This window comes from Apilactobacillus waqarii (genome assembly GCF_019061205.1).
GTDB lineage: Bacteria > Bacillota > Bacilli > Lactobacillales > Lactobacillaceae > Apilactobacillus > Apilactobacillus waqarii.
On the sequence record NZ_JAHQYH010000001.1, the window covers coordinates 129597 to 143935 of the forward strand.

Below are 14339 nucleotides of genomic sequence, written 5' to 3' on the forward strand. Positions count from 1 at the left end.
TTTGAGGGGTTTTAAAATGGCAAAAAGAGGAATGCTAATTGTTCTTTCAGGACCTTCTGGAGTTGGTAAAGGTACTGTTAGAAAAGCATTGTTTAACGAACCAGATGTTGATTTCAAGTACTCAATTTCAATGACTACTAGAAGTCCTCGTGAAGGTGAAGTAAACGGTAAAGACTATTTCTTTGTTAGTAAAGAAGAATTCGAAGACCATATCAAAAATGGTGAAATGCTAGAATATGCAAAGTACGTTGACAATTATTATGGAACTCCATTGAACTATGTTAATAAGACTTTGGATGAAGGTCATGACGTATTCTTAGAAATCGAAGTTAATGGTGCAATGCAGGTTAGAGCTAATTGCCCAGAAGCAGTATTTGTATTTCTAACCCCACCTGATTTAGTTGTGCTAAAGAATCGTTTAATTGGTCGTGGAACTGATGACATGGACGTTATCGATAAGCGTATCAAAACAGCCGTTTCTGAAATTAAGATGATGAGAAACTATGACTATGCTGTATTAAACGACAAAGTCGAAAATGCTGTAGATAGAATTAAGACTATCGTTAACAGCGAAAGACTAAAAGTTAACCGCGTAATGCCGGATTATCTATCAATGTTAGGAGAAGAAGACTAATGCTATTATATCCATCTGTTGACAAACTACTTGAAAGAGTTGATTCAAGATACTCATTAATCATGCTAGCAAGTAAGAGAGCTCATGATATTGATGCTGGATCACCATTATTATTAGACTCATACAAATCTAGAAAATCTGTTGGTAAGGCTTTCGAAGAAATCGTTGCCGGCAAGGTTGAACTAACTAGAGATAACAAATAATAAATAAATTAACCCTTTGCAGCAATGCAAGGGTTTTTATTTTGATTTTTTGATACAATATAGGTAATAAGTTCTTAAGATATGGGAGGTTTGATTAGTGAATAATAAAAAAATAGCACTATATGTTACTGGTAGTATTGCCGCATATAAGTCATTAACCTTAGCGCGCTTATTAGTTAAAAATGGAAACGATGTCAGGGTTGTTATGAGCGGTGGTGCACAACAATTCGTTACACCATTGGCTTTTCAAACATTGACCAAAAACCTTGTTTTCACTGATACTTTTGACGAAAAGGATGCTAATGAAATCACCCATATTGATATTGCAACATGGGCTGATATGTCGATTGTTGCCCCAGCGACAGCAAACACTATTGCCAAGTTGGCTAATGGGATTGGTGACGAAGCAGTTACTACGACACTGCTTGCAACACCTTCTACAAAGGTGATTGTTCCGGCAATGAATAACAACATGTGGGATAATCCTGCAACCCAAAGAAATATTCAACAAATTGAGGCGGATGGTTGTAAAATCATTTATCCAACTTCAGGATTCTTAGCTGAAGGATACGAAGCCAAGGGTAGAATGATTGAACCTGAAGAAATTATTGAAAGACTAGAATTGATGGTTGAACAAGATAATCGATTAGCTGGTAAGAAGATGATTGTCACAGCTGGTGGAACTAGAGAAGCCATTGATCCGGTTAGATACATCAGTAATAATTCATCAGGTAAGATGGGATATGCGATTGCCAGAGCAGCCATGAATGCTGGAGCCGATGTGACTTTAATTTCATCTTCAGAAACTCAACATATCAACGGTAACGTGAACATTATCAATGTTAGCTCAGCTAGTGAAATGAAGAGTGCGATTGAAGATAACTTCAATGATGCTGATGTTTTAGTAATGGCCGCCGCTGTTTCTGATTACACACCAGCGAAATATTCAGAACAAAAAATCAAGAAAAATGGTGATGAATTAAACATCCATTTGGTAAAGACACCTGACATTTTAAGGGAATTATCAAAGATAAAAGATGATCAATTTGTCGTAGGGTTTGCTGCAGAAACGCAAAATCTATTGGATAATGCCAAGCAAAAACTAGCCAAGAAAAAATTAGATTTATTGTTAGCTAATGATGTTAGTAACAAGGCAATCGGATTTAACAGTGATAATAACCAAGTTTCATTTATTGATGAAACCGGGGTATTTAAGAAAAGCGATGTAGAAAGTAAGGATAAAATTGCTAATGAATTGATTGATATCATTAGCGAAAGAATCGATTAAATTAAAGGGGGAGTTAGATTGAATTTAGCAAAAGTAATTGTTGACGTGCCAACAATGCAAACTAACGAACCATATACTTACTTAGTGCCAGATGAGTTAAACGATAAGCTCCAAAAGGGGATGCGTGTCATTGTTCCATTTGGAAATGGTGGACGTAAAATTCAGGGAATCGTTTGGGATATTGATAATAATGGAACCTTTGACGGTGAATTAAAGGAAATTTCAGGACTATTGGATTTAGATCCAGTTTTGAACCCAGAATTACTAGATATGTCCAAATGGATGGCAGAAAAGACCTATTCTTTTCAAATTAGTTGTATCTTAACGATGCTACCCAGCGTAATGAGAGCAAAGTATCAAAAACAATTAGTATTAAATGATTCAAGTGAAATCGACGACTATATTTTATCCATTTTTGGTGATGATAATGTCGTTGATTTTGATGTGGATGAATACCCAGCCAGTGTATTAAAGAAGATTATTCAATATCGTAAAGAAAACAAGCTTTCTGTTGAATATAAGGTTTCAGATGGTGCCAAGGCTAAAAAGATTTATGCTATTAAACCGAACTTAACAACTGAGCAAGCAAATGATGAATTAACTAAGGTTCGTAAGAACTCAAAGAATTTAATTAAAATTCTCGATTTTATCATTAACCATAATGATAAAGAGATTGCGCAACGCAAGTTAGTTCATGATTTTGATATTCCCGAAGCTGCTATTAAAAGTGCGGTGGACAAGGGATGGTTTACTAGGTTCTTGCAAGAAGAATACCGTAATCCATACCAAGGAAAAGTTGGCACCAACAAACCTTTAAAGTTAAACGATGATCAACAAAGTGCCGTTGATAGAATTAGCGCTGCAACAAAGCGCGACCAGGATACTGTTTTCTTACTAGAGGGAGTTACCGGCTCTGGAAAGACTGAAGTATACCTTCAATCAATCCAAAAGGCGCTTGAATTAGGTAAGACTGCTTTAATGTTAGTTCCCGAAATTTCGTTAACTCCTCAGATGGTCAAAAGAGTTAAAGGTCGATTTGGTAATCGAGTAGCAATGTTACATAGTGGTTTATCGAATGGTGAAAAATATGATGAATGGCGCAGAGTCAACAATGGTGAAGCTGACGTGGTCGTTGGAGCACGTTCTGCCATCTTTGCCCCGATAGATAATATCGGTATCATCATCATGGATGAAGAACATGAAGCTAGTTATAAGCAAGATGATTCTCCTCGATACCATACAAGAGACGTTGCCAAGTGGCGAGCAAGTTTTCATAACTGTCCGTTAGTTTTAGGTAGTGCCACTCCTTCATTGGAATCAAGAGCAAGAGCTACCAAGGGTGTTTACCAACTAATTAAACTTCCACACAGAATCAATAACCAAGCCTTACCAGAGGTTAGGGTTATCGATATGAAGGAAGAGGTTAAAAATAGTGGTCAGGAAGATTTTTCATCTGAATTATTATCAGCAATCAATAATCGTTTACAAAAACACGAACAGATTGTGTTGATGCTAAATCGCAGAGGATACTCCTCCTTTGTCATGTGTCGTAGTTGTGGTTTCGTATTGCATTGTCCAAACTGTGATATCTCACTTACTTTGCACATGGATTCTAGAACGATGAAGTGTCACTACTGTGGTCACGAAGAACCAATTCCTAACAAGTGTAAAAACTGTGGTAGTAAAAAAATCAGATACTACGGTACTGGAACCCAAAAAGTCCAAGAAAAGCTTCAGTCATTGGTACCCAACGCTCGCATCTTAAGAATGGACGTTGATACCACGAGAAGAAAAGGTTCACACGAACGAATTTTACAAAAGTTTGGTAACGGTGAAGCCGATATTTTACTTGGAACTCAAATGATTGCGAAGGGATTGGACTTTCCTAACGTTACACTTGTTGGTGTTTTGAATGCTGATACCTCCCTTGATTTACCTGATTTCCGTTCTAGTGAAAGAACATTTAACCTATTAACTCAGGTGAGTGGACGTGCTGGTCGAGCAGAGAAAAAAGGATTGGTTTACATTCAAACCTTTAATCCTGATCACTATGCGATTAGACTAGCGCAAAGACAGGACTATGAATTGTTCTATCGTAAGGAAATGAATGTTAGACATCAAACTAACTATCCACCTTACTATTTCACTGTTAAGATATCAGCATCTGATGTCAACGAAGCTAAGGCAGCTGCTAAGATGTATGAAATTGCTAAGATTTTAAAGGCAAAGCTAAGTGACCAAGCAATTATGTTAGGACCATCACCTAGTTCAATCTTAAGATTAAAGAATAAGTACTACTATCAAATTATTATTAAATATAAAAATGAGCCAAATATGAAACCATGTTTGGAATATATATTGAATCATTATCAAAAGGATGCTCAAAAGGGACTATACGTAAACATAGACCCTGATCCTTTGAACTTTATGTAAGGATGTAGATAAAATGAAAAAAGTTGTATTTATGGGAACACCATCATTTGCAGTTCCTGTATTAAAAGGGTTAGTGGAAAGTGACGACTATGATGTACAAGCAGTTGTTACTCAACCAGATCGACCTTTTGGAAGAAAAAGAGTATTAAAACCATCACCAGTGAAGGAAGCAGCACAAGAATTATCAATTCCAGTGCTTCAGCCTGAAAAAATTAGTGGTAGTGATGAAATGGCTAAGATTATAGACATTAGTCCTGATTTCATTATCACCGCTGCTTTTGGTCAATTCTTACCTGAAAAGCTATTGAATGCTGCAAAGATTGCCGCAGTTAACGTTCACGGTTCATTGTTACCAAAATACCGCGGTGGTGCACCCGTTCAATATTCATTGATTAATGGTGATAAGCAAACAGGAATTTCAATCATGTACATGGTTAAGAAGATGGATGCTGGGGATGTCTTATCTCAACAAGCATTGGAAATTCAACCAGATGATGATACCCAATCATTATTTGATAAGTTAAGTATCATTGGTCGTGATTTACTTCTTGAAACTTTACCTAAGGTGGCTACTGGGGATGTTAACCCAATTCCACAAGATGAAGACAAGGTGGTATTTTCACCAAACATCACAAGAGAACAAGAAGAATTAGACTTCACAAAGCCAGCCTTTCTAGTCGATAGAAAGATTAGAGCACTACGTCCATCACCAAATGCATTTGCTATGATGTTAGGTAAACGTACTAAGTTCTGGAGTGCTAAACCTTTAGATGAAACCACTGACTTAAAACCTGGCCAAGTGGTTGAAAAGACAAAGAAAGCTTTGAAGATTGCCTGTGGAGACGGAACTGTCCTACAACTTTTGGAAATCCAACCTTCAGGTAAACCAAAGCAACTAATCAACGCCTTCTTAAATGGTGCTGGTCAATCAATTCAACAAGGAGATATGGTGATAGAAGATGTCAAGTAACCCTAGATTACTGGCTGTAAAGACGCTTAGTAAAATTTCAAACGGAGCATACTCCAACCTACAACTAAACCAAGTCATTGAAAATAGTGACTTAAGCAGTCGTGATATCGCATTGCTTACCAACATTGTTTACGGTGTTATTCAACATCGTTTAACATTGGAATACCAATTAAATCACTTCCTAAAGAATGCCAATAAGGTTGATGATTGGGTCAAGGAATTGTTGTATTCTGCGATTTATCAAATGGAATACTTGGATAAAATTCCTACCAGAGCCGTTTTTAATGAAACCATCAAGATTGCTAAGAAAATGGGTCATGACGGAATTAGAAGACTAGTTACTGGTGTTCTCCACCAAATTGAAAGAAAAGGATTACCTGACTTTTCTGATATCGATGATCCAATTAAAAAACTTTCAATTGAATACAGTATTTCTGAATGGATGATTGAAGAGTTGAATAAACAAGTGGGTGAAGAAAAGACACTTTCCATCCTAAAGAGTATTAATCAACCTTCAAAGCAATCAGTGCGTTTTAATTCTAAGTTAATTAGTAAGCAATCATTATCAGATAAATTAAAAGCAGATGGCTATGGTGTGCAAAACAGTAAACTGGTTGAATCAGGATTAATCTTAACCAAGAAGTCTGCTAGTTACAGTGATACTTTTAAGAATGGTCAAATGACAATTCAAGACGAAAGTGCAATGTTACCAGTTGAATCCATGGATATTAAAGAATCTGATGTAATCCTAGATGCCTGTTCAGCACCTGGTGGAAAGACCACTCAAATTGCAGAACACCTATCCAAAGAAGCTGGTGGCCATGTTGAAGCATTGGACTTGCACAATAATCGCTTGAAACAAGTGCAAAAGAATGCCAAACGACTAGGCGTTAGTGATGTTTTATCCACTCAAGCTTGTGATGCTAGAAATCTTGATGATTTATATGATGATGAAACATTCAACCAAATTTTAATTGATGCACCATGTTCAGGAATTGGTTTAATTAGAAGAAAACCAGAAATTAGATACGAAAAGAAGATGGAAGATGTTAAAAAATTAGCATCCATTCAATTGGACATCTTAACTTCTGCTGCCAAAAAACTTAAAAAAGGTGGTAAGCTAGTTTACAGTACTTGTACCATCTTAAATCAAGAAAATTCAGACGTAATTGCTGAATTCTTAAAACAAAATCCTGATTTTAAACGTGTTGATCCAGTTTCCAAAATGGGTATTCCGCTAAATGATGGTTACATTCGAATCTATCCAGATGACTACGATTCAGATGGATTCTTCGTATGTAATTTAATAAAAAACGGTGGTGAATAGAAATGGAAGTTGCTGCTAATTCTGTTATTGGTAAACAGAGAATTAGTAATGAAGATTATGTTGGCTATTTTAAAAATCAACAAGGCGCTTTAATTGCAATCCTGGCCGATGGAGTCGGTGGAAGCAATGGTGGTGAAATTGCTGCTTCAACAGCGGTTGATTTTATTGGACAAGCTTTTCAAAATCATCATATTAGTTCAATTATCGATACTAAAGCATGGCTATCTCAAACGATTAGCGATGTAAATAATAAGATTGTTGAAATGGGAATTAAGGATGAAAGTTTAAGTAAAATGGCAACTACTGTTGTTGTCGCATTGTTCTTTGGAAATCAATATCTACTAACCCATCTGGGTGATAGTCGTTGTTATCTATTAAGAAGTAGTCAACTTAAGCAACTTACCGTTGATCATTCATACATCAATTTTTTAATTGAAAAAGGCGAAGTTAAAAATGGAGAAAACATCGATTCCAATTTACAAAACGTAATTGTAAAGGGATTGGGCGTTTCTTCAGATGCAGATGTCGATATCTCAAATATTCAATTTAGACCAGGTGATCAACTATTATTATGTAGTGATGGTTTAACCAAAATGGTTAGTGATGAGACAATCTCAAAAATTTTAAACATGCGATTAAGTGGAAGACAAAAGGTTGATCGTCTAATTGATACTGCCAATGATAATGGTGGAAAAGATAATATTTCTGCTATTTTAATCGATGATTTAGGTTAGGAGTGATCGTTTATGGAAAAAGGGTACGTTTTAAATGACCGCTACAAAATCATTGATAAGATTGGTGAAGGTGGGATGGTTAATGTTTATCTTTCATATGATATGAAGGAAAACCGTCTTGTCACAATTAAGATTATTCGAATTGATTTTCAAGGTAGTCAAAAAGCTAAACGTCATTTTAAGTATGAAAAGCTAGCGATTAATAAATTAAAGAGCAAGCATATTGCCCAGGTATATGACTTAAATCAATCAGGTGATTTACAATATCTAGTAACCGAATACGTTGATGGACAGGACTTAAAGAATTATATTCAAAAGTACTATCCAATCAGTATTAATAAAGTTATTGCAATCATGACACAACTAATTGATGCTGTATATGAAGCTCATAGTCATGGAATTATTCACCGTGATTTAAAGCCACAAAACGTGTTGATTGATAAAAAAGGTGTCGTTAAAGTAACAGACTTTGGAATTGCTTTAATTGAAAATCAAAATGCTTTAACTCAAACCAATGCGGTTGTTGGTTCAATCCACTATATTTCGCCAGAACAAGCATTGGGAAAGAAGGTTACTACCCAATCAGATGTTTATTCATTGGGAATTATCCTATACGAACTGCTTACAGGTAAGGTTCCTTTTGATGGTGATTCACCAGTAAACATTGCGATGAAGCATACTAAGGAAAACTTGCCTTCGATAATTGAACAAAATAGTCTAGTTACTCAAGCATTGGAAAATGTTGTGATTAAGGCAACCGCTAAGAAATTATCTGATCGCTATAGTTCTGTTTTGGACATGAAGGCAGACCTCCTTACTTCAATGAGTAAAGAAAGAATGGATGAAGCTAAATTACACTTCATGATTCCGAAAACTGAGATCGATGATGGTGAAACCAAAGTATTGGAACTAAAGGATTTAAACAAATATCATGATCATCATTTAGGCGATGAACATGAATACAAGGATAAATACCGAATCTTTAAATTGCTAACATTAATTGTGATACTATTTGCCTTTATTTCAGGAATATTCTTATTTTTTAACTTTACTTTCTTCACACGAGTAACGGTACCAAACGTTTCCAACATGTCGATTAGTAAAGCTAAGAAGGTTTTAAAGAAGTCCCATTTAATTGTCAGCAAGGTGAAGTACACTTATAACACTGATGTTGCTGTTAATAAGGTAATTGGTACTAATCCAGCCAAGGGAACCAAGATGATCAACCATTCTGGAATTGTTTTGAAGGTTTCAGGTGGTTATAAGAAGGTCAAGATGGATAATTACTTAGGCGATTCAGTCGATTCTGCTGAGCATTCATTGACAACAATGGGATTCACTGTTAAGAAGTCATACAGTTATGACACTTCATTTAAGTCGGATACCATTCTTAGCCAAAGTATTCGTCCTGGAACCTTGGTGGAACCACATAACACTACAATTGACTTGGTAGTAGCGGTTAACACTAGAAATTTTAAGATGGTGAATTTAATTGGTAAGACCGAAGAACAGGCGAGAAACTATGCTAAGGAAAATCATTTAAACGTTAAGGTTTTCTACGAAAATTCTAAGAGTCAATCTGCTGGAAAAGTCTACCAACAAAGTCCATCAACTGGTTTATTGTTAAGTTACGGTGATGAGGTAGAACTTTGGGTATCAAAGGGAAACTCTGATAACAAAAATCTAAGAAGAAGCGTTAACGTATCGGTAAAATTAACTTATAAAAAGGTTGATAATAGTGGCCTGAATAAGATTACAATCTATTCTAATAAGGATGGCGGTAACGAAAAATTCTATCGGACCATCTATATAAATAAAGATACAACCATCAGCATTCCTTACAGTTTGAAGAAAAATCAAAAACCACAATATCGAATTTATCGAAATGGTGATTTGATAATGAAGTAATGCAAGGTATAATAAAAATAGTAAATAAATTAACGAGGTGATACATTGGCTGAAGGAAAAATTTTCCAATCCCTAAGTGGATTCTATGATATTATTAGTGACGGAAAGATATACCGAACAAGAGCTAGAGGTAACTTTAGAAAAAGAAAAATAACTCCTTTAGTTGGTGATGACGTCGAGTTTGAATCCAGTTCACAAAAGGAAGGATACTTACTAAAGATTTTTGATCGTAAAAATTCATTGGTGAGACCTCCAATTGCAAACATTGATCAAGCCGTCGTTGTTACCTCCGCTGTTCAGCCAGATTTTTCATATAACTTGTTAGACCGTCAATTGGTTGCGGTTGAAATTAACAAAATTACACCAATTATCTACTTTACTAAGACTGATTTATTAGATGATAAACAACTTGAGTACTTTAAAGGTGTTAAGAGAGTATATGAACAAGCTGGATATAAGGTTATCCTTCCTAGTAACAGCGAGGATAAAGCTGAATCAGTTAATGAAATTAAATCATTGTTTAAAAATAAAGAAACTGTCTTTATGGGTCAAACAGGGGCAGGTAAATCAACATTGTTGAATCAAATCTCTCCTGATTTAAACTTAGCAACTGGTGAAATTTCCATGGCATTAAACCGTGGTAAACATACAACTAGAAAAGTCAGCTTTATTCAAATTAATAATGGATTAGTAGCTGATACACCTGGTTTCTCATCTTACGAAGCTTTTGATATCAGACCTGAAGAACTAAGGGATTACTTCCCTGAATTCAGAGCAAATGCTGATAGATGTAAATTCAGGGGATGTGTTCACATTAACGAACCTGGTTGTGCAATCAAGGCAATGTTAGATGAAGATGAACTATCACATGAACGCTATCATGATTATGTTCAGTTATATGATCTATTAAAGAATAAAAAGCCAATTTACAATAAAAAGAAATGAGGAATTAATAATGATTAAAGTAGCACCATCAATCTTAAGTGCAGATTACTTAAACCTACAAAGAGATATTGAAAAAGTCGAAAAGGACGCAGAACTATTACATATCGATGTAATGGACGGCTCATTTGTCCCAGCAATTTCATACGGTCCAAACTGGGTTCCACAAATCAAAAAGATCTCTAACTTAGTATTAGATGTTCACTTGATGGTAGTTAACCCTGAAAGATTCGTTGACGAATTTGCAAACAAGGGTGCTGATATTATCGGTGTACACGTTGAAGCAACTCCACACATTCACCGTGCTTTACAAATGATTAAGAACAAGGGTGTTAAGGCTGAAGTAGTAATCAACCCAGGTACTCCTGTAGAAGCTATCAAACCAGTACTATACATGGTTGACCAAGTTCTAGTAATGACTGTTAACCCAGGTTTTGGTGGTCAAAAGTTCCTAGATGAAACTGTTAAGAAAATCAAGCAATTAGACGATATCAAGAAGGATGAAGGATACGACTTTGACATCGAAATTGATGGTGGAGTTAACAACGAAACTGTTCAAGCTGCTGCTAAAGCTGGTGCAACTGTTGCAGTTGCCGGTTCATACGTATTCGGTGCTGAAAATCCTGCTGAAAGAATTCAAGCAATTAAGGACGCTACTAAATAATTATGAAAACGATCAATTTATTAGTCGGTGGGCCAACTGATTTATGGCCTGATAGTTTAAGACAAGGCGAAATCGATGGCGATTGGATTGGAGTCGATCGAGGAAATGTTTGGTTAGTTCAAATGGGAATTAAGCCACTAATTTCAATTGGTGATTTTGATTCAATGGATCAATCCGAATTTGAAATTATTTCAAACAATGTTTCTGATATTCGAACTTATAATCCTGATAAAGACTATACTGATACCCAACTAGCATTTAAGATTGCATCTGACGAACTAAAGGCGGATGTTATTAATATCTTTGGTGCCACTGGTGGTAGAATTGATCACTTTATTTCTAACTACTTATTGGCGACTGAACCTAAATTTAGGGATATCGTTGAAAAAATTAGAATTATTGATAAACAAAATGTAATCCAATACTTTACTCCAGGAGAACATGAAATTACAAAGATTGATATGATGCGTTACTTAGCATTTATTCCAATGAATGCGATGCATTTATCAATTCATGATGCGGTATACAAATTGGATAACTACTATGTTGAAAGACCGTTTGCTTATTCCAGTAATCAATTCGATGGTGATAAATGTCACTTCGATTTTGATAATGGGGTATTATGTGTGATTCAAAGTAAAGATGCATAGAAAAAAGAGAACTGATTATATCAGTTCTCTTTTTTGTTATTTAGGGTATAAAAAAAGTCTGACATTAAGAGTCAGACTTAAATATTGTTAGGCACGAGTAACTTTACCTGATTTTAGAGTACGGGCACTAACCCAAACTTTCTTAGGCTTTCCATCTACAAGGATACGAACCTTTTGTAGATTTGGCTTCCAGCTACGACGTGAAGAATTCAAAGCATGGGAACGTTTGTTACCATAATGAGTTCTTTTACCATTAATAAAATCTTTAGCCATTGGTAAATTCCTCCTTTAATTGATTTCTAGTCAAAAGCGTTGCTTTTATTACATCTCACTCTAATAATTTAGCATATTGAAGCCTGTTTTGCAATGCTTTTCTTTCAAGTGAATATACTTGACAGCCTTCGCTATTCATTATATCAATACTTTAGCTTTTTTTAAACATGTGGTAATATTATATTACGAATATATTAAGAAATCTATCTTTTAAGGAGGCTATTGTGATGGCCGTAAAAATGAGAACTGATTATGGATTAATTGATATTGATAACAATGTAATTGCCACCGTAGTTGGTGGAGCTGCTACTGATAACTACGGTGTTGTTGGTATGGCAAGTAAAAATCAAATTCGAGACAATGTAAACGATATTTTGAAAAAAGATAACTATTCCCGTGGAGTTGTGGTAACACAACAAGACAATGATGTTGCAATTGAAGTAAATATCATTGTTAGCTACGGTACTAAAATTTCAGAAGTATGTAAAAATGTTCAAAGCAAGGTTAAGTACAATTTGGAATCTATGCTTGGCATTAGTGCAAGTTCTGTTAATGTCGTTGTTCAAGGTGTAAGAGTTCTAGACTAAAAGGAGGTTCATTTTTGTGTCTATTTCAAATATAGATAGATCAAAATTTGATCAAATGGTGCAAGCCGCTGCTACTACCCTTAATAATAATGCAGAATTTATAAACTCACTTAATGTTTTCCCAGTTCCAGATGGTGATACTGGTACTAATATGAGTATGTCTTTCCAAAGTGGGGCTGATTACGTTAGTCGTGATACTAGCGAATCTGTTGGAGAATTATCTCAATCATTAGCTAAAGGGCTATTGATGGGAGCAAGAGGTAACTCTGGAGTTATCTTATCACAAATTTTTAGAGGCTTCTCAAAGTCTGTTGCTGAAAAGGATAACCTTTCTGCACAAGACATCGTAGAAGCTTTCAAAAATAGTGAAAAAACAGCGTATGGTTCAGTTATGAAACCAACCGAAGGAACAATTCTAACAGTTATTAGAGGGATTTCTGAAGCAGGTCAAAGTGCAACCACTGATGACCTAGCTGAATTGTTTGATATTTTATCTGATGCTGCTGAACAAGCTCTTCAATCAACACCTGATTTGTTACCAGTATTGAAGCAAGTTGGTGTTGTTGATTCAGGTGGACAAGGTTTAGTTTTCGTTGTTAAAGCATTTAGTGATGTTTTAAATGGACGAGAAATTGAAGCAAGTCATCAACCAAATGCTGGTGAAATGGATCAAATGATTGATGCAAGTCATGAACAAAGTCATGAAAGTGCACAAGGTAAGTTAAACCCAGACGACATTAAGTTTGGATACTGTACTCAAATCATGGTTAGAATTGGTCGCGGTAAGGAAGTTGAATACGACTTTGATTACGATAAGTTCTATGATCATTTAGCCGGATTAGGTGACTCATTATTAGTTGTTAATGATGATGAAATTGTTAAGGTCCATGTTCATACTGAACAACCTGGTGAAGTTATTTCATGGGGACAAAAGTTCGGTGACTTAGCCAACGTTAAGATTGATAATATGCGTCTACAACAAGAAACAATTATTGAAAAAGACGACGAATCTAAGAAAGAAACCAAGTCAGAACCAAAAGAAACAGCAATTATTGCAGTAGCTTCTGGTGACGGAATTGGTGAACTATTTACCAGTCTAGGTGTTACAGATGTTATCAAGGGTGGTCAAACCATGAACCCAAGTACTCAAGACATTCTAGACGCTATTAACAATAGTAATGCTAAGAAAGCAATTGTTCTTCCAAATAACGGTAATATCTTTATGGCTGCTCAACAAGCTGCTGACGTTGCCGAAATTCCAGTTGAAATTGTTCACGCAAAGACAATTCAACAGGGTTTAACAACAATGCTTTCTTTCAATCCTGATGCTAGTCTAGATGATAACGTATCTGAAATGGAAGATATGTTAGACACTGTAGTTAGTGGAGATGTTACTAACGCTGTTAGAGACACCGAAATTGATGGTGTTAAAATCAAGAAAGACGATTACATGGGAATTATCGATGGTAAGATTAAGGTTGTTAAAGACGACTTAAATGAAACTACTATCGATATGATTAAGGAAATGCTTGATGAAGATAGTGAGGTTGTAACCATCATCTATGGTGAAGGCATGACACAAGATCAAGCTGATGAACTAGCTGAACAAGTTGAATCAATTGATGATGACTTAGAAGTTGAAGTTCATCCGGGAGGACAACCAGTCTACCCATACTTAATTTCTGTTGAATAAAATGTCGGAGTTTTCTCCGATTTTTTTATTACA

At 35.5% G+C, this 14339-nt stretch carries 14 protein-coding genes; 13 read left to right on the forward strand and 1 reads right to left on the reverse strand.

Annotated elements, in window-relative coordinates; translation table 11 throughout:
• Positions 1-16 precede the first annotated feature (16 nt).
• The 11 genes from gmk to KTJ72_RS00675 all read left to right on the forward strand — a co-directional run bounded on the left by gmk (position 17) and on the right by KTJ72_RS00675 (position 11753).
• Positions 17-634, forward strand: a complete 618-nt coding sequence (gmk, locus tag KTJ72_RS00625) for a guanylate kinase (protein WP_034531069.1) — start codon at positions 17-19, stop codon at positions 632-634.
• A complete protein-coding gene (rpoZ, locus tag KTJ72_RS00630) occupies positions 634-837 on the forward strand; it encodes a DNA-directed RNA polymerase subunit omega (RefSeq protein ID WP_041152297.1) in 204 nt (67 codons plus the stop codon). Before gmk ends, rpoZ begins: the two co-directional genes overlap by 1 nt.
• Before the next feature lie 97 nt (positions 838-934).
• Positions 935-2125 (forward strand): bifunctional phosphopantothenoylcysteine decarboxylase/phosphopantothenate--cysteine ligase CoaBC, encoded by a 1191-nt coding sequence (gene coaBC / locus KTJ72_RS00635; RefSeq protein WP_217303881.1) that lies wholly within the window; start codon positions 935-937, stop codon positions 2123-2125.
• An 18-nt stretch (positions 2126-2143) separates the two neighbouring features.
• Positions 2144-4558, forward strand: coding sequence for a primosomal protein N' (priA, locus tag KTJ72_RS00640; RefSeq protein ID WP_217303882.1), 2415 nt, complete (start codon positions 2144-2146; stop codon positions 4556-4558).
• 13 nt (positions 4559-4571) lie between these two features.
• Positions 4572-5528: a methionyl-tRNA formyltransferase gene (fmt, locus tag KTJ72_RS00645; protein ID WP_094751191.1), complete on the forward strand. Its 957-nt coding sequence runs from the start codon at positions 4572-4574 to the stop codon at positions 5526-5528.
• Positions 5518-6855, forward strand: a complete 1338-nt coding sequence (gene rsmB, locus KTJ72_RS00650; protein ID WP_054605586.1) for a 16S rRNA (cytosine(967)-C(5))-methyltransferase RsmB — start codon at positions 5518-5520, stop codon at positions 6853-6855. The genes fmt and rsmB overlap by 11 nt, the downstream gene beginning before the upstream one ends.
• A gap of 2 nt (positions 6856-6857) precedes the next feature.
• Positions 6858-7589, forward strand: a complete 732-nt coding sequence (locus tag KTJ72_RS00655) for a Stp1/IreP family PP2C-type Ser/Thr phosphatase (RefSeq protein ID WP_057197853.1) — start codon at positions 6858-6860, stop codon at positions 7587-7589.
• A 12-nt stretch (positions 7590-7601) separates the two neighbouring features.
• Positions 7602-9497, forward strand: coding sequence for a Stk1 family PASTA domain-containing Ser/Thr kinase (gene pknB, locus KTJ72_RS00660; RefSeq protein ID WP_217303883.1), 1896 nt, complete (start codon positions 7602-7604; stop codon positions 9495-9497).
• A gap of 45 nt (positions 9498-9542) precedes the next feature.
• Positions 9543-10442, forward strand: coding sequence for a ribosome small subunit-dependent GTPase A (gene rsgA / locus KTJ72_RS00665; RefSeq protein WP_217303884.1), 900 nt, complete (start codon positions 9543-9545; stop codon positions 10440-10442).
• Positions 10443-10452: 10 nt separating this feature from the next.
• Positions 10453-11103, forward strand: coding sequence for a ribulose-phosphate 3-epimerase (rpe, locus tag KTJ72_RS00670; protein ID WP_217303885.1), 651 nt, complete (start codon positions 10453-10455; stop codon positions 11101-11103).
• A gap of 2 nt (positions 11104-11105) precedes the next feature.
• Positions 11106-11753 (forward strand): thiamine diphosphokinase, encoded by a 648-nt coding sequence (locus KTJ72_RS00675; protein WP_217303886.1) that lies wholly within the window; start codon positions 11106-11108, stop codon positions 11751-11753.
• A gap of 87 nt (positions 11754-11840) precedes the next feature.
• Here the strand turns inward: KTJ72_RS00675 and rpmB are convergent, their stop codons facing one another.
• Positions 11841-12026 (reverse strand): 50S ribosomal protein L28, encoded by a 186-nt coding sequence (rpmB, locus tag KTJ72_RS00680; protein ID WP_034531080.1) that lies wholly within the window; start codon positions 12024-12026, stop codon positions 11841-11843.
• A 227-nt stretch (positions 12027-12253) separates the two neighbouring features.
• Here rpmB and KTJ72_RS00685 point away from each other — a divergent pair, with 227 nt between their 5' ends.
• Both KTJ72_RS00685 and KTJ72_RS00690 read left to right on the forward strand, forming a co-directional pair.
• Positions 12254-12613, forward strand: coding sequence for an Asp23/Gls24 family envelope stress response protein (locus KTJ72_RS00685; protein ID WP_034531081.1), 360 nt, complete (start codon positions 12254-12256; stop codon positions 12611-12613).
• Positions 12614-12629: 16 nt separating this feature from the next.
• On the forward strand, positions 12630-14306 hold the full coding sequence (locus KTJ72_RS00690; RefSeq protein WP_430385407.1) for a DAK2 domain-containing protein: 1677 nt from the start codon (positions 12630-12632) through the stop codon (positions 14304-14306).
• The last annotated feature ends 33 nt before the right edge of the window (positions 14307-14339 follow it).

Coding starts and splice junctions, on each gene's coding strand:
- gmk (WP_034531069.1), top strand. CDS start 17: ATGGCAAAAAGAGGAATGCTAATTGTTCTTTCAGGACCTTCTGGAGTT.
- rpoZ (WP_041152297.1), top strand. CDS start 634: ATGCTATTATATCCATCTGTTGACAAACTACTTGAAAGAGTTGATTCA.
- fmt (WP_094751191.1), top strand. CDS start 4,572: ATGAAAAAAGTTGTATTTATGGGAACACCATCATTTGCAGTTCCTGTA.
- rsmB (WP_054605586.1), top strand. CDS start 5,518: ATGTCAAGTAACCCTAGATTACTGGCTGTAAAGACGCTTAGTAAAATT.
- KTJ72_RS00655 (WP_057197853.1), top strand. CDS start 6,858: ATGGAAGTTGCTGCTAATTCTGTTATTGGTAAACAGAGAATTAGTAAT.
- pknB (WP_217303883.1), top strand. CDS start 7,602: ATGGAAAAAGGGTACGTTTTAAATGACCGCTACAAAATCATTGATAAG.
- rpe (WP_217303885.1), top strand. CDS start 10,453: ATGATTAAAGTAGCACCATCAATCTTAAGTGCAGATTACTTAAACCTA.
- KTJ72_RS00675 (WP_217303886.1), top strand. CDS start 11,106: ATGAAAACGATCAATTTATTAGTCGGTGGGCCAACTGATTTATGGCCT.
- rpmB (WP_034531080.1), bottom strand. CDS start 12,026: ATGGCTAAAGATTTTATTAATGGTAAAAGAACTCATTATGGTAACAAA.
- KTJ72_RS00685 (WP_034531081.1), top strand. CDS start 12,254: ATGGCCGTAAAAATGAGAACTGATTATGGATTAATTGATATTGATAAC.